This window comes from Paenibacillus sp. J53TS2 (genome assembly GCF_018403305.1).
Lineage (GTDB): Bacteria > Bacillota > Bacilli > Paenibacillales > Paenibacillaceae > Fontibacillus > Fontibacillus rhizolycopersici.
In genome coordinates, this window is the sequence record NZ_BOSK01000004.1 from 282,682 (window position 1) to 306,046 (window position 23,365).

General features: G+C 51.0%; 21 protein-coding genes. 14 read left to right on the forward strand and 7 right to left on the reverse strand.

What is annotated here, in order from left to right; genetic code table 11:
* Positions 1–2: 2 nt before the first annotated feature.
* Genes KJS42_RS11420 through KJS42_RS11435 form a run of 4 tightly spaced genes read right to left on the reverse strand, consistent with a single transcriptional unit; the run spans position 3 to position 4,169 of the window.
* On the reverse strand, positions 3–1,130 hold the full coding sequence (locus KJS42_RS11420) for a GerAB/ArcD/ProY family transporter (RefSeq protein ID WP_213622891.1): 1,128 nt from the start codon (positions 1,128–1,130) through the stop codon (positions 3–5).
* A gap of 28 nt (positions 1,131–1,158) precedes the next feature.
* Positions 1,159–1,371, reverse strand: coding sequence for a hypothetical protein (locus KJS42_RS11425; RefSeq protein ID WP_155608474.1), 213 nt, complete (start codon positions 1,369–1,371; stop codon positions 1,159–1,161).
* Positions 1,372–1,383: 12 nt separating this feature from the next.
* The gene (locus KJS42_RS11430) at positions 1,384–2,577 is read right to left on the reverse strand and encodes a Ger(x)C family spore germination protein (RefSeq protein WP_213622892.1); all 1,194 of its coding nucleotides are present in this window, start codon (positions 2,575–2,577) and stop codon (positions 1,384–1,386) included.
* Positions 2,574–4,169 carry a spore germination protein gene (locus tag KJS42_RS11435; RefSeq protein WP_213622893.1) on the reverse strand — a complete coding sequence of 532 codons (1,596 nt, stop codon included), beginning with the start codon at positions 4,167–4,169 and terminating at the stop codon, positions 2,574–2,576. The genes KJS42_RS11430 and KJS42_RS11435 overlap by 4 nt, the downstream gene beginning before the upstream one ends.
* Before the next feature lie 181 nt (positions 4,170–4,350).
* Between KJS42_RS11435 and KJS42_RS11440 the strand changes: the two genes are divergently transcribed.
* The 4 genes from KJS42_RS11440 (at position 4,351) to KJS42_RS11455 (ending at position 9,583) form a co-directional block, all read left to right on the forward strand.
* Positions 4,351–5,928 carry a spore germination protein gene (locus KJS42_RS11440; protein WP_213622894.1) on the forward strand — a complete coding sequence of 526 codons (1,578 nt, stop codon included), beginning with the start codon at positions 4,351–4,353 and terminating at the stop codon, positions 5,926–5,928.
* The gene (locus KJS42_RS11445) at positions 5,925–7,031 is read left to right on the forward strand and encodes a GerAB/ArcD/ProY family transporter (RefSeq protein ID WP_213622895.1); all 1,107 of its coding nucleotides are present in this window, start codon (positions 5,925–5,927) and stop codon (positions 7,029–7,031) included. The genes KJS42_RS11440 and KJS42_RS11445 overlap by 4 nt, the downstream gene beginning before the upstream one ends.
* On the forward strand, positions 7,024–8,202 hold the full coding sequence (locus tag KJS42_RS11450; protein ID WP_213622896.1) for a Ger(x)C family spore germination protein: 1,179 nt from the start codon (positions 7,024–7,026) through the stop codon (positions 8,200–8,202). Before KJS42_RS11445 ends, KJS42_RS11450 begins: the two co-directional genes overlap by 8 nt.
* A 334-nt stretch (positions 8,203–8,536) precedes the next feature.
* The gene (locus tag KJS42_RS11455; RefSeq protein WP_155608468.1) at positions 8,537–9,583 is read left to right on the forward strand and encodes an HD-GYP domain-containing protein; all 1,047 of its coding nucleotides are present in this window, start codon (positions 8,537–8,539) and stop codon (positions 9,581–9,583) included.
* 68 nt (positions 9,584–9,651) lie between these two features.
* Here the strand turns inward: KJS42_RS11455 and KJS42_RS11460 are convergent, their stop codons facing one another.
* On the reverse strand, positions 9,652–10,326 hold the full coding sequence (locus KJS42_RS11460; RefSeq protein ID WP_244868449.1) for a L,D-transpeptidase family protein: 675 nt from the start codon (positions 10,324–10,326) through the stop codon (positions 9,652–9,654).
* Positions 10,327–10,679: 353 nt separating this feature from the next.
* Between KJS42_RS11460 and sigI the strand changes: the two genes are divergently transcribed.
* The 10 genes from sigI to KJS42_RS11510 all read left to right on the forward strand — a co-directional run bounded on the left by sigI (position 10,680) and on the right by KJS42_RS11510 (position 21,421).
* On the forward strand, positions 10,680–11,438 hold the full coding sequence (sigI, locus tag KJS42_RS11465; RefSeq protein ID WP_193416079.1) for an RNA polymerase sigma-I factor: 759 nt from the start codon (positions 10,680–10,682) through the stop codon (positions 11,436–11,438).
* Positions 11,419–12,765 carry an anti-sigma factor domain-containing protein gene (locus tag KJS42_RS11470; protein ID WP_213622898.1) on the forward strand — a complete coding sequence of 449 codons (1,347 nt, stop codon included), beginning with the start codon at positions 11,419–11,421 and terminating at the stop codon, positions 12,763–12,765. Before sigI ends, KJS42_RS11470 begins: the two co-directional genes overlap by 20 nt.
* A 62-nt stretch (positions 12,766–12,827) precedes the next feature.
* Positions 12,828–13,526: a response regulator transcription factor gene (locus KJS42_RS11475; RefSeq protein WP_193416081.1), complete on the forward strand. Its 699-nt coding sequence runs from the start codon at positions 12,828–12,830 to the stop codon at positions 13,524–13,526.
* A gap of 3 nt (positions 13,527–13,529) precedes the next feature.
* Entirely contained in the window at positions 13,530–14,999 is a 1,470-nt protein-coding gene (locus KJS42_RS11480; RefSeq protein ID WP_213622899.1) for a HAMP domain-containing sensor histidine kinase, read from the forward strand.
* Positions 14,996–16,150, forward strand: coding sequence for a WD40 repeat domain-containing protein (locus KJS42_RS11485; RefSeq protein ID WP_213622900.1), 1,155 nt, complete (start codon positions 14,996–14,998; stop codon positions 16,148–16,150). Before KJS42_RS11480 ends, KJS42_RS11485 begins: the two co-directional genes overlap by 4 nt.
* 181 nt (positions 16,151–16,331) lie before the next feature.
* Complete coding sequence (locus tag KJS42_RS11490) at positions 16,332–17,708, forward strand: ABC transporter substrate-binding protein (RefSeq protein ID WP_213622901.1); 1,377 nt, start codon at positions 16,332–16,334, stop codon at positions 17,706–17,708.
* Positions 17,701–18,582: a carbohydrate ABC transporter permease gene (locus tag KJS42_RS11495; protein ID WP_193416085.1), complete on the forward strand. Its 882-nt coding sequence runs from the start codon at positions 17,701–17,703 to the stop codon at positions 18,580–18,582. Before KJS42_RS11490 ends, KJS42_RS11495 begins: the two co-directional genes overlap by 8 nt.
* A 15-nt stretch (positions 18,583–18,597) precedes the next feature.
* Positions 18,598–19,476 (forward strand): carbohydrate ABC transporter permease, encoded by an 879-nt coding sequence (locus tag KJS42_RS11500; RefSeq protein ID WP_193416086.1) that lies wholly within the window; start codon positions 18,598–18,600, stop codon positions 19,474–19,476.
* Between the two features lie 18 nt (positions 19,477–19,494).
* Positions 19,495–20,640, forward strand: a complete 1,146-nt coding sequence (locus tag KJS42_RS11505) for an efflux RND transporter periplasmic adaptor subunit (RefSeq protein ID WP_213622902.1) — start codon at positions 19,495–19,497, stop codon at positions 20,638–20,640.
* A gap of 58 nt (positions 20,641–20,698) precedes the next feature.
* The gene (locus tag KJS42_RS11510) at positions 20,699–21,421 is read left to right on the forward strand and encodes an N-acetylmuramoyl-L-alanine amidase family protein (protein ID WP_213622903.1); all 723 of its coding nucleotides are present in this window, start codon (positions 20,699–20,701) and stop codon (positions 21,419–21,421) included.
* Positions 21,422–21,441: 20 nt separating this feature from the next.
* On the opposite strand, the gene KJS42_RS11515 is transcribed toward KJS42_RS11510, so the two are convergent.
* Positions 21,442–21,873, reverse strand: a complete 432-nt coding sequence (locus tag KJS42_RS11515; RefSeq protein ID WP_193416089.1) for a VOC family protein — start codon at positions 21,871–21,873, stop codon at positions 21,442–21,444.
* Between the two features lie 248 nt (positions 21,874–22,121).
* Complete coding sequence (locus KJS42_RS11520) at positions 22,122–23,231, reverse strand: DNA alkylation repair protein (RefSeq protein ID WP_213622904.1); 1,110 nt, start codon at positions 23,229–23,231, stop codon at positions 22,122–22,124.
* Positions 23,232–23,365 lie beyond the last annotated feature (134 nt).

The window sequence follows — 23,365 nt, forward strand, 5'->3', positions numbered from 1 at the left end:
TCTTAACCCGCTGAACTTTTCTCGGCGGGTTTCGTTGTTTTAGACTTCGAAGATGGAGAACGAATGGCACTCATCAACCAGTAAATCGCTGGGATCAGGAATTCGGCAAAGTACAACAGCGGTGCACAATCCCAGGACAGGAAATGATACATCTCCGGTGGGTTACGGACGATAGCCAAGGAGAACACGGAAACAAAGGCGACCACCGGCAGGGTGAAAGGCTTATGATCCTTGACGCCAGTCAGCTGGGAGAGGCAAATGACCGCCGTAAATACAATAAATGAGATTTTTACAAAGATGCTAGTTAACCATAAGATGATTAGAATCGGGTCCATCGTTTCGATAAACGAGCCGACGCGAATGAAACGAACGAGTTCCATGTCAGGGTACAGCAGGTTGGCTCCCAGGTTTGGCCCAAACGTCAACAGTACCGGGATGAGGTGCAACAGGATAAACAGCAACGAGATCCCGGTTGCCCAAGCGAGAGAGTGATACACCATTTTAGGCGCTTTTAAATAAGGAAACAACAGAAACAGAAAAGCCATTTCTCCAAAAATGGCTACCGTTTCATAGACACTGGACCCCATTTCTTTCACCGATAAGTGAGTGATTAAGGCGGTGAACATACTCGTCTCCATCTCCTGAAACCCAATAAACGGAATAAAAAAGAAGGCGACTGCAAAGATGAGAAAGAACCCCTCGGCCGTCCGAAAAATTGTCGAAATCCCGCAGCGTACGGCGTAAGTGACACATACTCCGAAAATAGCCGCAATTGCCCAATTCGGTGTACCGATTAAATACTCCGACACTAAAAAATCGCTGAGTTCTCTTAGATCCAAAGCGGCAAGAAAGAGATGGGTCAACAGAAGATAGAGGATGAAAATGAAATGAAGGGGGCGACCCACCAATTTGCTCCCATAACGTACGAGGAACTCGTCGGGGCGGGAAGAGCCGACTTTGTATGCCGGGTAGATTAACAACAGGCCGAGCAGGCCGCCCACTAGAACCGCGACAGGGGTGGAATATTTGCTGCCCCCGATTAGCATCCCCGAATAAAAGGCGATAACCGTGGTGAATATCTGCAAGCTATAAAGCGTGAAAATTTGATTGGATGTAATATTTTTAAGCATGCTATCCGCCTCCTAGTAACCAGAATCGTCATGATCCACTAAACATCGTTGCACGTAAATAATGGAACAAGCTAGGTAAATTCCATTGGTCTTTCAGTTTAAATAAGACTTCCGCGGTAACAAAAAAGCAGAGCGAGACGAGCAGAACCTTGAATCGAGTTTTGAGCTTGATCCCTTCTTTTTTCTGCATGAACCAGTCCGCCAGCATAATCAGCGTAAACAGGATCCCTATCCAGAACACGCTTATCCCTCGCTATCTATTGGTTTCTTGAACCACGGAACGGTAAACGCCGCCCGAACGGTTCAGCTTGATGTCCACGCTCACATCAATGGGGAGCTCCTTGGCATATATATTTTTCCATTGGTCTCGAACCGAATGCCAAACTTTTGGATACCTCCAGTCCAGATACTGGCTCATAATAAAAGCGTCGGAACGGGCTTGACGGGTTTTGGCCAACACATCAAGAAACTGTTCTTCCACTGTTTTATTGAGGATTTCCTCCAGTTTCAGAAGGACTTCCGGATTTTTTAGATCAATGTGAGAAAGAGAGGATTCTACAAAAGCTTTGGCGCTGCTCTTGACCCGAAAAGAGATGTTCTCCCCATGCACGACCGGATCGATACTCGTCTTAACATCCTCGATGAAAAAGCTGATCTCTTTATCATCGGTGGGGGAAGAGATAGTTGTGGTCGTATTCTTGAGCTGGGAACTAATCCAAAGCGCGACCCGGTGTTCATGGGGGGATAGCTCGATCTTCGACATCCTTCCACCGCTGAATATCGCTGCCCCCCCGGATCCCATCCAGCGGTTCTTTTTGGGGTCCTCTTGCGCCACTCCCGGAAGTTCCCCGAAATTTAGCAGCGGGATCAGGATATCTCCACCTTGGTACAAAGCAATTTTGTAGTCCTTGATCGTGGTGTCCAGCGTATAGTGATGGTTTACGTATTTACGTAGGATGTCACTAATAATTCGTTCAAACACCATCGGTGAACGCGTAATTTCTTTGACGTCGCCGGGCGTTATGAACAGGCTGGCGCTGAGCCGGAAGGAAGGTTGGCGGAAGACGAATTCGACGACCTTGTCCAAGCCTTGCTCCGCCTGTCTACGACCAACCACAATGATTCGGGTTTGACCGAAGGAGATGTTCCGCGGGAGGTCGACTTGCAGCATATTTAATGCCTGGCTCAGATTATCCGCATGTTTGGTCACAAAGCTGAATGGATCGCCCTGAGGTTGGCCAGACCCGCCGACTTGTCCTGGGATCATCCGGTTAGGCAGCGGAACTCCGACTGTCAGCTCCGTCTGTCCATCTTCCGTCAGGTCGATCAAGACGGTGTTCACAAATGCACGATTATTCAACTCTTCAGCAGACCAGCAACCGCTAACTCCGATGAAGAGCAGGAAGACCAGCATTGCCTTGATGATCGTACGATGGTTTCTCGTCACTCCAGATCACCTCTCTCCTTGACCCAAGCACGAGGATTCTTGGTTTGGCGGACTTTGTTGTTCGTGAGTTGAACGGGACGCTTCTGCATCTTCCACCAGGGGGCTCGAAGGAACGTATCGCCTAAATCCTCGATCACGAGCGGTGCAATTGGGGACATATATGGAACCCCAAAGGACCGCAAATTCACCAGATGAATGTAAATCAGGATCATTCCGCAGGTCACGCCGTACAATCCGAACATCGAGGCTAAAATCATGATCGGGAAACGCAGCAACCGAAAGGCCAGACCCAAATCAAAATGGGGGATGATAAATGAGGCGATTCCCGTTAATGAGACGATGATGACCATCGCCGCCGAGACGATCCCCGCCTGTACGGCAGCGGTGCCGATGATCAAAGCTCCGATAATGGATACGGCTTGTCCAATCGATTTCGGGATGCGGATCGAGGCTTCTCTAAGCGCTTCGAAAGCCAGTTCCATGGCAAAAGCCTCCCATAACGCCGGAAACGGGACGATTTCTCGGGATGCAGCGATCGTAATGAGCAGTTGCGACGGAATCATCTCCGGATGAAAGGTTGTGACGGCGATATAAATGGACGGAAGCGTTAAGGAAGCAAACACAAAAAAATAACGGATCCAGCGAATCCAGTTCGCTGCGACATATCGCTGGTAATAGTCCTCAGCCGATTGCAGTAGCATCGGCAGCGTCACCGGGGCAAGCAACACAATCGGTGAACCATCCACGAGGATGGCAATTCTCCCTTCCAGCAATGCTGCGCTGACGACGTCAGGGCGTTCCGTGTACTGGAGTTGCGGAAAAGGCGAGTAGGGATTATCTTCGATAATTTCTTCCAAGTAGGCAGAGCCAAGCACGCTATCCATGTCGATGTAGGATAGTCGCCGCTGCATTTCTTTCAGCAATTCCGGCTTGCAAACATCTTCGACGTAAGCTATAACAATACTGGTTCGCGATTCCCGGCCTTTGTTGATCGCCGGGGTCTTGAATTTTTTCGATTTGATTCGACGGCGAAGCATCGTTAAGTTCTTCTCCAGATCTTCGATAAAAGCTTCTCTTGAACCTCGGATGACCGATTCATTAGGGGCTTCATCGATTCCGCGCGTCGGATAAGCCGAGATGGAGAACGTCAGCATGCGCGTGTCACCGTCGATCATCAGCAACGCACCGGCGTTTAGCACGGCTTGAATCGCTTGATTCAGATCATTGATGACCGTAGCTTGGGATACGCTTAACGCCTCGTCTTCGAACAGAAATTGATAGATGTCCTTCTCTTCCAATTGCGCGGATTCCCGCTGCAAACTCCGCACGATAAATTGCTGCGCCGTTTCCTGCGCAATCATGCCTCGTACGTATACCAAGACACAACGCTGACCGGAGCTGATCGTAAATTCACGGTAGATCACGTCCGAGCTGTCCTTAAGCTCCTGCTTGATCCAATCCAGACGAGTGGACAAACTTCCGTCTTTATGAGATCCGGATGAATCCGTGCGACTTGGTGGATTCGCTGGGGTTTTGCTGGGCTCTCCCCCTCCTGAGAGTTTCCGGCGTTGCAGTTTTCTGATGAAAGGCATGGAACCTCCTCCTTCCTGGGCCGATTATTCCCAGTTAAGATGTGCGATGCGAAGGGAATTTATTCTTTTTTTCGACTTGGACGCGTTCTATGAAAAACCGAAAAGGGATTATTTTCGGAGCAAGTTGGTAATAAAGGGTAACGACATCAGAGATGATCTGACTTATTGGGGATGATGTGTTATGCCAAGATTTATGTTCCGAAATCAACACAAACGAAGCCCCGTCCTAAAGAGTGGAGCAGCGCAAAGCGATGCGCTCGCTTCGTCAGCCTTCGGCGGCAGCGTTCATGAGTCGATTGCCAAGATCGTCCGTATCCTAGATGCTCCTGACGACTTGGTTACCCGATTTGTCAGCGGCGGGGAGGGGATCCCGCAATGCGGGATTCTTTGTATCGCCGGATTGTCGGATTTAAATATGATCAACGAACAGATCGTAACTTCGTTGCAGCAGGCGTTTTCCGCCATAAGACATGCCGAGAAGATGTCCGGACAGGATCTGTTTGATTTATTAAACAAACAATTTTTATCGGTTCAAAAATATAAAATAACCCCATCGCTCGACGACGTACTGGTATCAGTGTTATCGGGAGATACCGCGTTGTTTATCGATGGCTTTAATCAAGTTTTGCTCATCAGCAGTAAGAAATGGACGGGACGGAGCGTGGAGGAGCCGCAAACGGAAGCGTTGGTCCGCGGCCCGCGCGAAGGTTTTAACGAAAGCATAGAAACGAATGTCATTCTTTTGCGCCGAGCGATTCGCGACCCGAAACTGCGATTTGACACCTACCGGGTCGGGGAAAGGGGAAAAAAAGAGCTCATTATTGCCTATATCGATAATATCGCGCATCCAGCCCTTGTCCAAGAGGTCAAGCGGAGAGTGGAGACGATCGATATAGACGATGCCCCGGAGAGCGGGACGATCGAGCAGATGATCCAGGACAGCTTCTTGTCTCCGTTCCCTCTCATTTTGCATACGGAGCGCCCCGATAAAGTCGCCTCTGCGATTTTGCAGGGCAAGGTCGTTATTATGCTTGACGGAACGCCGTTCGCGCTGATTATGCCAACCACGTTTGTCTCGCTGATCCAATCGCCCGAGGATTATTATGAGCGTTGGTTAATCGGGTCTTTGATTCGAATCTTGCGATATATGGCGGTCGCCATTTCTTTGACGTTTCCGTCGCTATATATCGCGCTCGTTTCGTTTCATCAGGGCATGATTCCTTCCAAGCTTGCTTTTTCGATTGCGGCTGCCCGGGAAGGAGTCCCGTTTCCTGCTGTAGTTGAGGCCTTTCTTATGGAGTTAACACTGGAACTACTGCGTGAAGCCGGGGTTCGCCTGCCGAAGCCAATCGGGCAAACGATTGGGATCGTTGGGGGGCTGGTTATCGGCGAGGCCGCCGTCCAGGCTGGAATCGTCAGTCCAATCATGGTGATCGTGGTGGCCGTGACGGCGGTCGCTTCATTCGCTATTCCGTCTTATAGCGCGGGAATCGCCTTTCGCATCCTGCGATTTCTTACGATGATTGCGGCTTCCGTATTTGGTCTTTACGGGATCATTCTAGCCATGATCATGATCTGCATTCACTTATCGAGGCTGCAAAGTTTTGGGATTCCTTATTTAACGCCACTGTCTCCCGGATTTTATCACGATTGGCGAGACATGATCATTCGGGCTCCTTATACAATGCTGACGAAACGGCCGAAATTTATGCAAACCAAAGACGATTCCAGGATGGGGAATGGGGAGGGTGGTCCGTGAAATCATTCGAATACGGGGATCGAGAAGTTGGAACCTATGAAGTATTTGCTTCAGTCGCAAATATGGTCATTGGTTTTGGCGTGCTTACGCTGCCTCGTTCGATCGTAGAAACGACGCGTTCAGTCGACGGCTGGATATCGATTCTCATCGGTGGTTTAGGCGCACTGGTGTTCACATGGATGGTTGCCAAACTAGTATCCCGATTTCCGAAAAGAAACCTCCATGACATCGCCAACGCGGTCATCGGGAAGCCGCTGGCCTTTCTTTTTACGTTGATGTTTGCCGCTTATATGCTGACTTTTGTAGCCTATGAGACCCGGGGGGTGGCCAGCATTTCCCGGATTTACCTGTTTGACCGGACACCCATCGAAGTCATTTGCCTGGTCTTCCTGCTGGTACTCATTTATGGCGTAGCGGGGCCCAGTGTGACGTTGTTTCGCTTAAACACTTTATTTTTGCCGATTGTGATTTTCCTGCTGTTCGTCTTGTTTATCATGAACATTAGTTTTTTTGAAGTCAAAAAGCTGATGCCGTTTTTTGTTACCAATTGGCGGGATGTGGTTGCCGCTTCCAAAGAGTCGGCCTTTTCATTTATCGGGTTTGAGATCTTGTTATTCTACAATGCAGTGATCAATCAGCCGAAAAAAATCGTCAAAGCCTCGACATGGGGAATGCTGATTCCGCTTGTGTTGTATTTACTCGTGTTCTTCTTCACCGTTGGGGTCTTTGGCCCCGAGGTGACGGCCAGCGTACTGTATCCTACCGCGGAGCTAGCCAAGCAGGTTGAGGTTCCCGGCGGCTTCTTCGAGCGGTTTGAATCGATCTTTTTTTCAGTATGGGTGCTTACCTTGTTTAACACGGCGGCGATGGCCTTTGACGTATCTTTGCAGGCTTTCGAGGCCGTATTCAAAAAAGCCAAGCGCACAACATTAGCATTTTGGCTAGGTCCCATTATTTTTCTGATTGTGATGCAGCCCCAAAACCTGATTGAAATTCAACAATTCGGCGAATGGATCAGTTATGTCGGCATTGGGCTCGGCATGATTTTTCCGACGCTTTTGCTTCTACTGTCTCTACTTCGGGGGGTGAAAGGGCATGCGTAAACGTATGAACTGTTACGGATGTTTGATCGCGATATTTCTGACCTTAACTTTATTTTTGACCGGTTGCTGGGACCGAGTTGAAATCGAAGAAAGAGGTTTTGTGGTCGGGGCAGGGATCGATCTCGCGGAGGATGAAGAAGCCGAGAAGGGGCAATATCGTTTAACGTTTCAATTTGTCATTCCAGGCGGATTGCAGGCCAAAGAAGGAGGAGGTAAAGGCGCTAGGGATGCCGCTTACTTTAACTTGTCTTCATCGGCAAATACGATGTTCACGGCGGCGCGGGACATGTCTTTTCTAACAAGCCGAAGTCCCTACTTACAGCACTTGCGTATGATCTTGATTTCTGAGGAGTTGGCTGAAAAAGGCGAGTTGGCCAACTCCCTGGATCTATTTCTGCGGGACCATGAAATGCGAAGAGCCACGAAAATCATGGTGACCGAAGGGGAGGCGCGTCAACTACTGGACACGAATCCGAAAAATGAGAAGCTGCCCGTCATGTATTTTGAATCCACAGCGCTAAATCCGACGAAGAGCTCAAGGATTTACCCCCCGACGACTGTCGGGGACGTGCAAGCCTTTATCCTATCCAAAAGCAGCTTTGCGCTCCCGAGAATTCGGAAGACGGACGGAGAAGTTTCCGTTTCCGGAGCGGCTCTTTTTGACGGCACTCAGCAACTGAAGGGATTCCTGAATGACGACGAAACGTCCGGGCTTAACGTCTTACGTGGAACCGCCCAGGACGGGGTTCTAGAATTTCCTCTGGATGACCGTTTCATGGCTTATGAAATCAAAGGTCTGCGGCGCACCATTCATGCGGACGTGTCCAATCCGGAGCATATTCGATTCCGTATCCGACTCGATATGGAGGGGAACGTCGGAGAATCCCAGGAGCGAATCGATTTGCTTAATCCCAGCCAATTAGCGGAAATTGAGAAAAAAACCGCAGAGCGGTTAACTCGCTTGACTTCAAGGACCCTGAGCAAGGTTCAGCAGGAGTACGGCGTTGATGTGATCGGTTTAGGGGAATACCTGAACCGCAGGCATCATGCGATATGGGAGGGGATCAAGGAGGATTGGGAGCAGGGAGAACGATTTTTTACCCGTTGCGACATCGTTGTTGAGGTCCGCACGAAAGTTCGAATTGTCGGAGCAACGGTGGAAACCAGTTGAAAGCAGGAGGTGAGATGTCATGTGGGTCATGTGGAATCTGTTGTTGGATCGACTTCCTACTCCAATGACATGGGTATGCGCGGTTTTATCAGCCGTAATCCCCTGGGTGATCTATTCTATTAATCAGACGCTGCATCGGTACGGCGATCCACCGTGGAAACGAAACGCCAAGTAGGCAAGGGCCTTTTGTCCCGTGTGATGCGAAGGATAAAGTACGAACCCCCCTCCAAAACACGCCTTTAGGACTATTCATGGGAGGCCCAAATTGCGCGATATTTATAGATAATAGTACAAATTTCGTCGGTTAACGCGCAGATGAAGAAGGGAGGGGCATATGAAAACTCACGTCATGGAGCTTCAGGAAGGGGATCGTCTAAGAACCGATGTGTTTAACCGGGCCGGTTTGCACGTTCTTCCAAAGGGGACAAGCATTCATACGGAGGAAATCGCCCTGCTGATTCGACAGAGTATCGAATACGTCGATATTGAACTACGTGCAGGGGAAGACGCCCTGAATTCGGAGAAGAACCCTAGCTTCACGCAGCGTTTACGCGATAACTTTTATTTTACGGTTAAAGGTTATCAAGCGTTATTTCTAGAGGCGCTCACGACAGGGAAATTCAACCAATCCATGGTTGAGCAGCAATTGGTGCCCATGCTTGAAGCGCTCGATCAAAGTAAGGATGTCGTTTCACTTCTGATCGCCTTCTCGGAAGAGGATGTCAATATTTATAACCATTCATTGCAGGTGGGTCTATTGTCCTACTACATTGCCACTTGGCTTGGACATTCGCCTAATGAGTGTTATGAGATCAGCAAAGCAGGTTATTTGCATGATATCGGCAAAAGCCGGGTCCGCCAGTCGCTGCGTAATCGTGAACAGGAGTTGGTTGGGGAAGAGCAGGAAGAAATGAACCGCCATACCTCCTACGGTTATGAAATTATTCGTAGGTCAACAGGGGAAGAGGTGACGGCACTTGTCGCACTGCAGCATCATGAACGGGAAGACGGTTCCGGTTATCCGGCCGGCCTCCGGAAAGAGAAAATTCATCCCTATGCCGAAATTGTAGCGGTCGCCAATGAATACATAGCCATGACTTCACCCGACGCTTCGGGTACTCGGCAAGATCTCTTATCCGTACTGAGAAACATCTACATGATGGGGTTTGGCAAGCTGAATGAGAAAGCGGTTCAGGCGTTGACTTCCAACCTCCTCCCGAACTTTATAGGGAAGAAAGTCAAATTAAGCAACGGCGAAACGGCGACGATCGTATGGAATAACCCATCTGATATTTTTAAACCGCTCGTGCAAATTGACGAATGGCAGTTCCGGGATTTATCAAGGGAACGGCATATCGAGTTAGTCCAAGTGTTTGTTTAAGCTACTAAAACATGAATAAACAACCCGTTATCTCCATCCGATGAGAACGGGTTGTTTTTGGTTTCGAATTAATCGGATAATCCTAGAGCCTGGTAGACCCGGTAAGACACAACGCCGTTGGGGATCAACCCGTGATCGCGTTGGTATTGGGTTAAGGCCTGGGTAGTTACCCGGTTGAACTTACCGTTACAATCGCCCTTGAAATAGCCTGCGCTCTTTAACCGTGATTGAATCAACTGCACGTCACCCCCAACGTCCCCTTCTGCTAAATCGCGTGGGTCGTGGTCTGCGTCTCCGAGAATATGGCCATAGATCGTTACTTTGGTTCCTAAAGGAATCAGGTCAAACAATTCCATGACGTCGTGATTCCGCATCCGGATACAGCCATGGCTCTTGTGCCTTCCAATCGAATCGGGCCGGTTGGTGCCATGAATCCCATAAAAGCCCCATGGCACGTTAAGTCCCAGCCATCTTGGACCAAAGGAAGGCCCCCAGTCCTTGCCTTTATACGTGACCAGATACTCTCCTACAGGGGTAGGAGTCGAAGGGTTGCCTACCGCAACGGGGTAGGTTTTATAGGATTGTCCTTGAATTTTGACAATCAGCCGATGTTGCCGGGGGTAGACTTCGATCGAAAATATGCTTTCCTCCGAGACGATGGGCAGCGAGGGGGAGGCTCCTGCATCCGCAGGAAAAGCGATGATGGGGGTTAAGACGCATAGAAGCAGCGTAAGTACCGCCAAGGGTTGCGTTATAACCCAAACCCTGTTGTCTTTGTTAGTCATGGATTCACCATTTTACCTGATGGGATTGAAATAGGAACGAACACTCGTCAATTCCGCTTGTAGTGTCTCCTGCGTGTCGGTGATTATGCACCACTGAAGATCATCCAGATCGGTCCAGTTTCGGAAACACCGTTCGAGGCCGGGATTACTGCTACCCTCGTCTCGCTGCAAAAAGGGAAACGTTTTTGGGGCTAGAGATGCTTTTTTGCCAGTAGGGTTCAGCAACTTACTAATCGCAACGATAAAGATATATAGGGGTTCACCCCCATAAACGGTAACCATTTTTACGTAATAGGAAGTGATCCGCTGTGTTGGATAGACCGATAAATGAACTACTGCATCAAGCTCAAGCGGGGAACAACAACGAAAGAGACCTGTTGATCGACTACTATCGTCCGTTCATTATCCGTGCGGTATCCCATGTTTGCAAGAGGCAGGTCGGTTGGAACCAGGATGAGGCAAGCATCGGAATCATTGCGTTCAATGAGGCGATTGACCGGTATCTCTTAGCATCTGAGAAATCATTTGATAATTTTGCTTATATGGTGATCCACCATCGTCTTATTGATGAATTTCGCAGGCAAGGAAAATACATGCAACTGGAAAGTGCCATTTGGGACGGGAGACACGCGGAGTTGGACCAGTCGCCACTTGAGGTCGCTAGTTCTTTGGAAATCTTCGAGCGGGAACAAGCGGCTGAGGCGCTCGCGGAAGAGCTTCGCTTGTACGATGTGACTCTTCAGCAATACGGGATTGATTTGGAAGAGTTAGAGGAAGTCTCTCCCAAGCATCGGGATACCCGAGCGCAGTTGATTCGGATCGCTCGAATCTTTAGTGAGCATCCGCAATGGCTCAATACGTTAAGGACGACCAAAAGGCTTCCGGCTAAAGAAATGTTAGCCGTCTTTAAAGTTAGCTCCAAAACGCTGGAGCGCAACCGAAAATATTTGATCGCGTTAATTTTGATTTATGCCAGCGAAGAGTTCAAGCGAATTAAGACCACGGTATCGTTTGCGGAAGGAGGTGTGGAAGAGGATGCAAGGAACCGTCATGAAAATCACAAAAGATAACATCGTCGTCCTCTGCGAAGACGGAACCTTCCGCAATCTACCGAAGCCGGAGGTGCTGCCGGGGTTAGGAGAGCAAATTTCAGTGACTTCATCTGCTAGGAACGGTAACGTTAACCGGCGAAACATCAGACTGACAAGGACTATAAGCTCTGTGGCCGCTTCAGTTCTGTTGCTGATCGGTGTCGTTTTCCTATTCCAATGGATGAGGCAAACCACGGAACCCCTTACTCGAGTGGCCATAGACATCAATCCGAGCATCCAACTTGGCGTTACATCAACCGGTAAGGTTAGGGAAGTGAATCTGGTTAATGATGAGGCTAAGTTGCTCATCACCCCTCGTCAGCTGAAGGGGAAGACGTTTAGCGAGGCGGTTGGTCAGATTATTACTCAGGCGAAGAGAGACGGTTACTTAGAGGACGGAACAACTAAAACCTGGATCTGGATGACGCTTATTCCACCGGAGAATTCCGATGCTCCCGCTTATTCGATCGACCGCTCCTCACTTCCGATCTCCGAGAGCTACAACCTGGAGTTATTTACAGCAACACCTGTACAGGTAGAAAAGGCGGCAGAAGCCCATTTATCCGTAAATAAATATAGGGTGTACGAGCAAGCGCAGATGCAAGGTATCAAGTTGGATATTACGGAGCTGCAGACTCATTCCATTGTATCCGTGCTTCAAGCTGTGGGCATAACGCCCGCCAGCCTCTTTGAGCATGATGTAAATAAGGAGATGCCTGCCGCTGCCGGGGGCGACCTCTCTTCTGAACCGACGCCTTCGCAGAAGACGGACGGGGACTTGAACGAGCAGCAATCGGATCCGAACGTAACAGAAGGGAAGGAGCCAATCCAGCAGAAGGGGAACAACTCTACGCGTATTCATCCGCCTGCCAAGGAGGAGGAGAAGGAGACCAAACGCTCCCAATCTTCGTCTTCGGGGAAAGAAAGACAACCTTCTATGGAACCGGTGGTAGAGCTCCGGGAAGAACCATCTTATGACAGCGCCACTGATCTGCAGGTGCCAGAAATGACAAAACCGGATCCGATTAAGGTCCCTGGGAATGAATCTGCTGGAAACGGAAATGAGAAGGAGAATGGCAACAAGCGGCCGGAGAAAGAGGTACTGGAACCCCGTAACACAGCACCATCGCAGCCTGTGAACTCGGTAGGGGAAAACCAAGGAGGAGGCAACGGGGACGCTAATCAAAAGAACAATAGTAACGGTAATAGTAACGGTAACGGTGACGGTAGCGGTAATAGACATGGCAACGGTGACGCTGAGAATAGCAATGGAAAGAGCGGAACGGTAATTACGAATAACCCGTAAACTTTCCTGCGCGTCCGCAGACAGGTACAATAGGTGTCGAGGAAAGTAAAATGGAGGCACTTATGGAGAAAACGAAAATCCTGATCATCGACGACGAAGCGGCTATCGCCGACTTATTGGCTTACGGGTTGTCCAAGGAAGGGTTCGACACGCAGACGGCGGGGAACGGAGCGGAAGGGCTGGAGCTGATGAAGTCATTCCGTCCGGACTTGTTGTTGCTGGACTGGATGCTGCCGGACCAAAGCGGGCTGGACATTTGCAAAAAAGTGACGGCGGCGTACAACCTTCCCATCCTGATGATTACGGCGAAGTCGGATATTACCGACAAAATCCTCGGATTGGAATTCGGCGCCGACGATTATATTACGAAGCCCTTCGACCTTCGCGAAGTGGTGGCCCGAATTCGCACGATTCTTCGCCGGATTCAGTCGACCGGAGGCGGGCAGGGGGCATCCCAGGAGGAAGAGCGGATTCGCTTCAAAAATATTGAAATTATCGAAAGCGAAAGACTTGTCCGAAAGGACGGCGAGCCCGTAGATTTGACACCAAAAGAATTCGATCTACTGCTGCGGCTTTATCGTCATCAGGGCAAAATATATACACGCACGGACCTGCTTGACCTTGTGTGGGGTTATGACTTTCCCGGAGATACGCGCACCGTCGACACCCATATTCAGCGACTACGCAAAAAGCTGGATGCCGGCGACCAGATCACCACTGTATTTGGAATCGGGTATAAATTCGAGAAACAGGCGGACTAGGCTATGATCCGTACGATTCGGGGAAAGTTTCTCGTCGGTTTCTTTCTTATCTTTGCCTTGTCTTTTGTCCTGCTGAATCAAACCGTGGACCACATCATCCAGAAGAGCAACCGAAACATTATCACCGATGATTTGATTGGGTTGAAGAAGAACAGCAATGTCTATGTTCGTCAGGCATTCCTGATCAATCACTTCACGAACGATGATCTCTATTTCGGGCAAATGTCTGAAGAGATCGTAAATGACCTGAAGAGGGCGACCTCCAGCGAGGTTAGCGCGTATACCGTGGATGGGGTGCTGCTTCATTCGTCTTCGGAGGCGGCGTTTACCCAGGCGGCCGATGATGATTTAAAACAGGCGCTTCAAGGTAAAACCGCTTATACCATCTCCTATGAACAAGGGATGGCGGCTGTACGTTACTCTTACCCGGTGATCATCGACGGAACCAAAGTCGGGATCCTGCGATTTGCCAAGGACTTTACATTGCTGTACGAACAAAGTGGCACGATTCTGGATACCATCACCTATTTAGCATTCGGGATTATGGCTGCGGCGTTCCTGTTCTCCTATATCCTGTCACGCAATATGACCATCCCCTTAGTCAAGCTCAGCAAAGCCTCCAATGAGGTCATGAACGGGAATTTGGACGTGAGCATCGACGTTAAGCAGAAGCGACGAGACGAAATCGGCCGGTTAGCCGCTAACTTCAACGAAATGATCGGTCAAATCAAGCAGCAGATCGCCCGCATTGAACGCGACCGTGACCGTCTGGAGCGGTTGAATCAGCAGCGGAAGACGTTCTTCGACAACGTGACCCATGAGCTCAAAACCCCGCTGACCTCGATCCTCGGTTATGCCGAGATCATCCGTCAACAAGGGGAGTCGGATCGGGCTTTTTTTGATAAAGGCATGAACCATGTTGTCCAGGAAAGCGAACGATTACACGACATGGTCTTGCGGTTGCTGGAATTATCGAAGGAAACGGCGGGACGTGAAGAGTTCAGACGCGTTGAGACGGGACGAATTTTGCGCGATACATGCGAGGCTTTAACGTTTAAAGCCAAACGCTACCAAAAAACTCTCCGCTGCGAAATCGACGAACAGCTTGAGGTTTACGGGCAGGAAGACCGCATCCGGCAATTGTTTATCAATTTGCTAGACAATGCCATCAAATACAGCGAAGCTCGTTCGGAGATCCAGGTTCAGGGGGGACGCGCGGGGGAGATGGCTCGTTTCCTCGTTATCAATCGGGGGGAGACGATCCCGCCAAACCAATTGACTGAAATTTTCGAGCCGTATTATGTCCCGGACCGACAGGGTGCTAAAGAGACGGGGAGCGTTGGGCTAGGGCTGGGCATCGTGAAGTCCATCGTCGACGATCATGGAGGGAACATTCGGATGAGCAGCGAACACGAAATGACGACCCTTGAGGTGGCGCTACCCTTGATGATGGCGGAAAGGGAGCGGTCATGAAACGAAAGAGATTACGTACCCTCGTTTGGTTGATGATCTGTGTCATGATGTTAGCGAGTTGCGGCGGGAGACCGCAAACCCAAACGATCATCATTCCGGACACGGACGAAAGTCAGAACTCAGGCGGACAAACCGGCCCGTTCGAGGTCCAGAAGATCTACCGAATCGAACTGGCCACGAAAGGCGGGTTGATCGGCTGGTCCGGAGCGGATGCGTTGTTAGGGTATTTTAGCGGACCTGGGGGATCGCAAAGTCTTCAGGAAATCAAGCCTCCTTATGACAACCTACTGCAGGTCCTCGAAGTGGATCCTAAACAGTTTGTATTTGATTTATCCCCGGATGGACAGCGAATTACAGCGATCGAGGAGAACGATGGCAAGTATGAGCTCAAGCTGCTGTCTCTTGCCGATGGAACGGAACAAAAGTTAAGCACTTTTGACCCTTCCCAACTCACCTCGAAATGGTTCACCTGGTCAGATAATAGCCGGTACCTCTCTTTCGCGAGTTACACCACTCAACCCGAGAGCAAAGGCCAATCCGATATCGTGGTGTACGATGTGCAGAATGGAACGCAAGCGACCTACTTGGTCCCGATCCCCGAGGGCAGCCGGGCGGAGCTGTATTCCTCCGTCCATGTTGCAGATGACGGGAACAGCGCGTTTCTTCTCTACCAACGGATGGATGAAACCTGGATTGTCGTCGGAACCTGGAAAGACGGGGTATTCACCGCTCAATATAAACATGAGTTGATCGGAGACGGTCAAGCCGCGTGGATGAATGACGATCAGGTCGCCTTCCTGGGGAGGGATGGGACGTTATACACGTACGACCTTCGGAATGAAGCGGTGACGGTCTTGCTGGACAGCGCTTTTAGCTTCAGTCTGTCCGGGGATCACCAATACGTCGCCTACAGCAAGGGGGACGGAACGTTGTTCGCCGGCAAGCTGCAGGGGAACAACGTTCTGAACGCCAAACCGATTTATCAGGGCATTCTGCCATCTCAGATGGCCTGGAGCCCGGATAACCGAAGACTGCTGATTTTCGGCGGAAGAAGTCTACTGAAAGGGAAGCCGGAGCCCGTAGAGGTGCAAAATCCAGAAACCTCCCCTCAGAGCGCCGAATGGCTGCCCTTCATTATCGAGTTTAAATAACTTTCTTTCAATGGACAGGAGCGTGAACGATGACGCCCCTGTCTTTTTTGTGTTTGCAAGCACTTAGAGACATTTTGTTGACAACTCGGTCAAACGATGGTGACATCTGCCCTTTACGATGAAGTAGGCCTATCAAACAGGAGTTTATCTTTCGCAATAGCGCCGAAAGGAGTAAAAGACGGTGAAAACCACTATCAGAATGAGAGCAAGAGCATCTGCAGCCGCTGGTTTCTTCCTGTTGTTTGCACTTGCCGCATGCAGCGGCGGGGGAGGAGAAACACCCCAAATCCAAATCGGCGAATCCGGCGATAGAGGATCCGAACAACCGATTGAGGCCCCGGCGAATGCGGGGAAGACCATGTTGACTTTTTCAACATTTTTTCCGGATACCCATTTGGAGGAGCTCGTCAGCCAATATGAAGCCTTGCACCCGGAGGTAGATATTCAACTCCAGAGTGTACAGACGGATAATGCCCATCTCGAAGCGGAAATGGAGAAATTCAAGACCCAAACCAATACAGCCATGCTGGCAGGAAAGGGGCCGGATTTGCTGCTGCTGGACGATTTGCCGGCAGCAAGTTATGTGAAGAACGGTCTTCTCGTCAATTTCGATGAGCTCATCGCGCAGGATGCTGCCTTTAAGAGAGAGGACTATTTCACGAATATCTTGGATCATGCCAAGATCGGCGGCGGCCTGTATGCCATGCCGATTTCGTTCTTCCTGCACGGACTGGCCGGCGACGAAGAAGCGCTTGCCCAAGCAGGGGTTGAGATCAACGACGAGTCCTGGTCATGGAACGATTTCGCGGCGCTGTCCAAACAGCTGGTCAACAAAACGTATCCGCATGTCATCCACACCGAACCCCAATATATGCTGAACTGGATGGTGTCCGACAATTTATCGCTGTTCGTGGATGAGCCCAACGGGACGGCCAAGTTCAACACGGCCACGTTTACCGGCTTAATGAAGCAGGTCCAGAAAATGTCCGAAGACGGGGTGATCGGCGCAGAGGGAACCCCCTATTTCTTCCCGGTACAGATCAATTCGCCCGGCGATTATTTCGAATCGTTAAACAGCTTCCTGAGTTCTAACATGAAGTTGTACGTTAAACCTCACGCGCAGGACGTTGGCGCCGGCGGGTATTTCCAACCCTACCGAAGCATCGGCCTGAATGAAAGTTCCAAGGCGAAGGAACAAGCCTGGGACTTCGTGAAGTTCATGATCTCCGATCAAGTGCCGGTGGATCCGAACCATGCCGGCTTTCCGCTCAATAAACGGTTGTACGCCCAGGAGGTTGAACAGTTGAAGAAGGACGGCTCCGTACCGACCGCCAAAGAGGGTCCTTTGAAAGGGGTTCCGATCCAGGTGAATTCGGACGAACTTGACGCGCTGGAGAGCGAACTGACAGGTGCAATCCATCTGGTATCTAAGTTTCAACCGGATCAGCTGTCAGAGATCATCATGGAACAATCTCAAGCTTTCTTCAGCGGGCAGAAATCCGCCGAGGACGTCGCCGGCCTGATCCAAAACAAAGTTACGACGTATCTCAATGAATAGCCGTTGGCTGTCGAGGACGTTTCGGAGGGAAACCGCTGCAGTGCTGTTATTCTTGGCGCCGAGCGTGCTTGGTTTTGCAGTGTTTTACATCATTCCATTTGTGATGGGCATCTCTCAATCCTTGACCAACCGCACCCTTAACGGCAGCTTCATCGGATTGTCCAACTATTCGGAACTGCTGGCCAGCGGTTCGTTCCGCAAAGCGGCTGCTAACACGCTGTTATTCACAGGGGTCAGCGTTCCGCTCCTGATCGCCTTGTCCTTGAGCTTGGCGCTGTTGATCAATAAAGGGCCGTTCTTCCGTCAAGGCTTACAGACCGCTCTGATTCTGCCGCTGGTCGTCCCTGTGGCATCGGTTGTCCTGGTCTGGCAAATCTTCTTCGACTGGAACGGGACGTTGAACGCCTGGCTAACTCATGTGGGTCATAGCCGTGTCGACTGGCTGCAATCGAACGGGTCTATGGTCGTGCTGGTGGTGTTGTATCTATGGAAGAACATCGGCTACAACCTGATCTTGTTTCTGGCGGGCTTGCGGCAAATCCCGCGGGATTACTACGAAACCGCACGAATTGAGGGGGCGGGAAGGTGGCATCAGTTTACACGGATTACGCTGGTCTATTTGACACCAACGCTGTTCTTCGTTGTGCTGATCTCGATCATCAATTCGTTTAAAGTGTTCCGCGAAACGTATTTGCTGGCAGGGGATTATCCCTATGACCGGATTTACATGCTGCAGCACTACATGAATAATATGTTCGCGGCGCTGGAAATTCAGAAGCTAACGGCGGCGGCTACCCTGATGGTTCTCTGTATTTCCGTCCTGGTCATCGTTCTTCTCTCGGTGGAGCGGCGGTTTCGGGATGTTCTGGACTGAAGGGAGGGAAGCACGATGAAAAAGTCGAGGCAGCTCCCGCAGCTAGCGTTAACAGTAATACTTGGCTTCATTGCCTTATTAATGTCCGTTCCACTGCTCCTGACGTTTACGAATTCGTTGATGACGGAGACGGAGATCGGGTTGAATTACGGGCTCATCGGACAGATGACGGATGCTGCGGCGGGAGGCAATACCCACTTTGTCAATCTAAAGCTACTTCCGGATTGGCTGAGCTTCGGGCAATATCGGGAGGTCTTGATCATGAATTCCAAATTCTTGCGAATGTTCTGGAATTCGGTGGGGATGGTGGTACCGATCATCGCTGGTCAGACCTGGGTTGCTTCTCTGGCAGCCTATGCTTTCGCGAAGCTGCGTTTTCGCGGAAGGGACAAGCTGTTTCTGGTCTATCTCTTAACCATGCTGATGCCGTTTCAAGTGACGCTGGTGCCGAATTATTTGGTGGCTAGTACGTTGGGGCTGATGAACAAGGAAGCGGCCATTATTTTGCCTGGAATCTTCGGCGCGTTTGGGGTGTTTATGCTGCGTCAATTCATGGCGCATATCCCTGGCGCTTACGCGGAAGCTGCCAAAATAGATGGGGCTGGAGAGTGGACGGTGTACCGGCATATCGTTATCCCGTTGGCCAAACCCGGTTTGGCGGCGCTAGCGGTGCTGTTGTTCGTGGACTATTGGAATATGATCGAACAGCCGCTCCTCTTCCTGCAGGATTCATTTAAACAGCCGTTGTCGCTTTATCTGGCACGCATTGCCTCGGAGGAGCGGGGAGTCGGTTTTGCGGCCTCCGTCTTGTACATGACGCCGATGTTGCTGCTGTTCTTCTACGCAGAGTCTTATTTCATCCAAGGGGTACAATTGTCGGGAATTAAAGGTTAGCAGGACGGAGGAATCGCATTGGAAGCGCAATGGAATGAGGAGTCGCGGCTGCGAGTTAGGCAGCGGAAAATCAGATGGCTTGCCGGTTTGTTTATCGGCTTGCTACTGGTTTGTACGCTACTTGGCAACACGCTGCAGAACCTGATGCTACCTAGAGTGCTGGTAGCCGCTGCGAGTCCCGGCGAGCTGGCACATTCATATGAAGGTTCAGCTCTATTGAAATACGGAGCCACTCAGGCTTTAATGAACCCGGCCGGCTGGAAAGTCAGTCAGGTGCATGTGAAAGAAGGGGATGTGGTTCACAAGGGCGACCTTCTGATCGAGTATGACGACCGTGAAGCAACCCAAGAGTTGGCCGACATGAAGGCGAACCTTGAGAAGCTCAAGTTGTTACTTGCCGATGGGCAAGAAGCTTACAAGCAGGCGGCACAGGTGGGAGATGAGTCGGCACAACAAAGCGCTCGTACCGCCATACAAACCGCGAAGATCGATATCGCCACACAAGGTCAGCATCTGGCGGCTTTACACACCAAAATCGAGGACAACCGCCGACTGGTCGCCCCGTTCGACGGCACGATCATCGAGATCTCAGCGGTTGAAGGACAAGCTTCCGCCGGGGGGCCGGATATCCGCTTATCCGACAGTTCCAAAGGGTTTCGCCTTGAACTGCTGATTCCAAACGATGTCGCGGAGCTTGTGCGGGTCGGTGATGAGCTGGATGTCCTGCTGCCAGATCAGGAAAATTCGATCGTTCAGGGGCAGATCTCAAGCTTGGAAGCTAATGCAGGAAGCGATTCGACCGGCAGCGGAACCGATCAGACGGACCTAGCTACAACACCCGGTCAACTCTTGACGGTTTCGCTCCATGGAGACCATTTGCGCAGTGGGATCAAGGCTCGAGTCGTTATGACGAAAACCGGAAGCGCGGGGACGCTTCTAGTGCCTAAAGCGGCGATCCATGAGGATGATGCCGGTACGTTCGTCTATACGGTTGAGCCCAGAGAAAGCCCGCTTGGCAATGCTTACTACGTTGCTCGAGCTAACGTCGAAGTTGCTGGAAGCAACGGGTACAACACCGCCATTACCGGAGGGGTTTTCGAGGGTCAGCAGGTGATTGTGGAGAGTACCGATCCAATTCTGGAGGGCAGTCGCGTTCGTTTTTGAGCGGAGATATAGATGGTGATGGAGAGGGAGAAGAGGAGAAAAGCGGGAGGAGAGCAACATGGGGAGAAGTGGGAAAGTTGCGTATTTCATTGCCTTCTTAGGTATCGTTATCGTTTTGTTATCCTTTGGTGGAGTGATCACCTTCGGTGGTGAGGATAAAGTAGGCTCCGGTCATCGGTTCTTGTCGTCCACACCGGCGACCGGGGAGGAAGTGCCCGTACCCGACAGATCCGAAGGGAAATACCGGATCGTCATCGACCCCGGTCACGGGGGAAAGGACCCGGGGGCCAGCAGTGTGAGCGGCAGGGAGGAGAAAGAGTTTTCGCTTGCCCTCGCTCGGAAAGTGGTTGATCTCCTTCGGCAGGATCCAAAGTTCGAACCGTACTTAACTCGAACAAATGACGAGTTTATCGAATTGGAGGACCGTTCCAAGGTTGCCAACGAGCTGCATGCCGATGCATTGATATCTCTTCACGGCAACACCTATGAAGGGCCGGAGAACGTGTCCGGAACGGAGACGTATTATTACGCTGAAGGAGATGGCAGTCGTGATCTTGCGGAGGACATTCATCAGCATTTAATCGAAGCCTTGGATTTCCGTGATCGAGGGGTTCGTCAGGAGGACTGGAAGGTGCTGCGAACAAGCAAGGTGCCGGCAGTCCTGGCGGAAATTGGGTTTCTGACGAATGCTGAGAACGAGTCGGTCCTGTTAAGCGAAGCGGGACAGGACAAGGCAGCGAAGGCGATCGTGGAGGCACTGAAGGATTACTTTGGGAAATAATAACGGAAGAAACGGCATGCTTACATGCCGTTTCTTCCGTCGTCATAACTAAGCTGCCATTCGATGCCGTACTTGTCCTTCAAATTGCCGTAACAAGGACTCCAGAAGGTCTCCTGCAATTCCATTTGAACCGAACCGCCTTCCTTGAGCCGTTCAAATGCGGAGGTGATCTCCTCCCGGTTTGGGCTGACCAGCGCCAAACTGATATGGGTTCCAACGGTATAGGGGGAACCCGGGAACACGTCGGAGAACATCAGGTTGCTGCCGCTAACCTTAAGGTTGGCATGCATGACGCGGTCCTTCGCTTCTTCGGGAAGCGTATAATCCGGCTCGGCGGAATGCGCTTCGCCGTAGGTTAGAATTTGCGGCCGCTCCACGCCGAATGCCTGGGCATAAAATTCAACCGCCTCACGGCAGTTCCCATCAAAATACAAATAAGCGTCAATAGGCATGATCTCTTCCTCCTCGTCATATCTTGTCCTACACGGGTGACTCCTTCACCAGCTTAACCAGAATGGGTCGTACCCAATCCATCGAGTGAATCAGATCTAAAGAAAAGTTTCAATTTCAACAAACAGCCCCAACTGCAAAAGAGCATCCCATGATCTGCCAAATCCCGATTCCGAAAGGATGAACTGTTGCCGCAAAAGTTTATGGGAAAGAACAGAAGACCTGGCCAACCCTGTCCAGGTCTTGCTTGTTATTCGGTGACTTGCAGCGTTAATACCGTTTCAGCCACTTCTACACCATTCACCAACAATACGATGCGGTGTTCTCCGGGGTAATGACGGCGGGTCGACAGGTCTGCCCAACTGTGCTTCCTTGCACCGCCGATCCGCGAACCGCCAGGGATAGTTTTGTCCGATAGCAGGAACAGCTTACGCGAGGTTCGACCGCCGGCTTTGACGAAATCGATGCCGTATTCGATACGCACCTTAGCCGGTTCACCTTCGCGGATCGTCAACTCGTAGCGAAGCTCGCTACTGTCGCCGATATGCAGTACGGTCGGCACGATCTCAAGCGCCGCCGTGGTCGTGAGCGGATGGCCGTCCTCGACGGCCGCGTAGCCGAACAGCTCTAGCGCTTCAGGTCCGCCGCGGCGGATCAAGGTGCGGCAGCCGTGGCGCACAATCCAATCGGTGTGCGGGTGGGTACCCTTCCAACGCCGAGTGAGCTCCAAGACGAATTCCGGATGGTCCTTGGCAATATCGTTCAGGTTGTTGGCTACGCTCTTGCGGACGTACAAGCTGGGATCGGCCTTTAGCCGCTCAAGAATCGGAACGATTGGCGCAGGGTCACGTTTGAACATCGGCAGCGCTTGACCCCAAGGGAGGCGCGGCCTGCAGCCTTCGCTCGCCAAGCGGCGAACGTGCTCATTGACGTGTTCCGCCCATGTCGCCATCTGACGAATCATCCGTTCCGGATCGCGTTCGATAAACGAACGAACGGCAAACTCGGCGGACGACCTCGGCGTAAAGCGCTCGAGCGCCTGCATGGCAAGCGGCCAGTCCGCTTCGGCATTGCCAAACACCTCAACGAAGTCAGGGAAGAACAAGTAAGGGAACCCAACGCAGGTTTCGTCAATGGCGTACAGGACGTCCAGCGCCTCCGCAAAGCTTGGCGGAAGCCATGCACCCAGTTTCAATGTGATTTGCCGCATTCGAGCTTTGAGTTCCAGCTTGTCCCAGGTTTCGTCCATCACTGCGGCGACAAATGTATCCGCGTCGAACGCCGGGTAGGCGCCCTTCACTTTGCCGCCGAAGCCGCGTAGAAATGCTTCGTTATACATCGATTTTAACGTATCGGCCATGTCTCTTCTCCGTTCCATGCCAAACTGTGATCGAGAGATTTAGGGTTCTATTTTACTATGACGGTTTTATTCAGCGCAAACACCGGAGAAACACGGCGTTAATCCTATTCTACTATAATCTAAACATTCGTAGG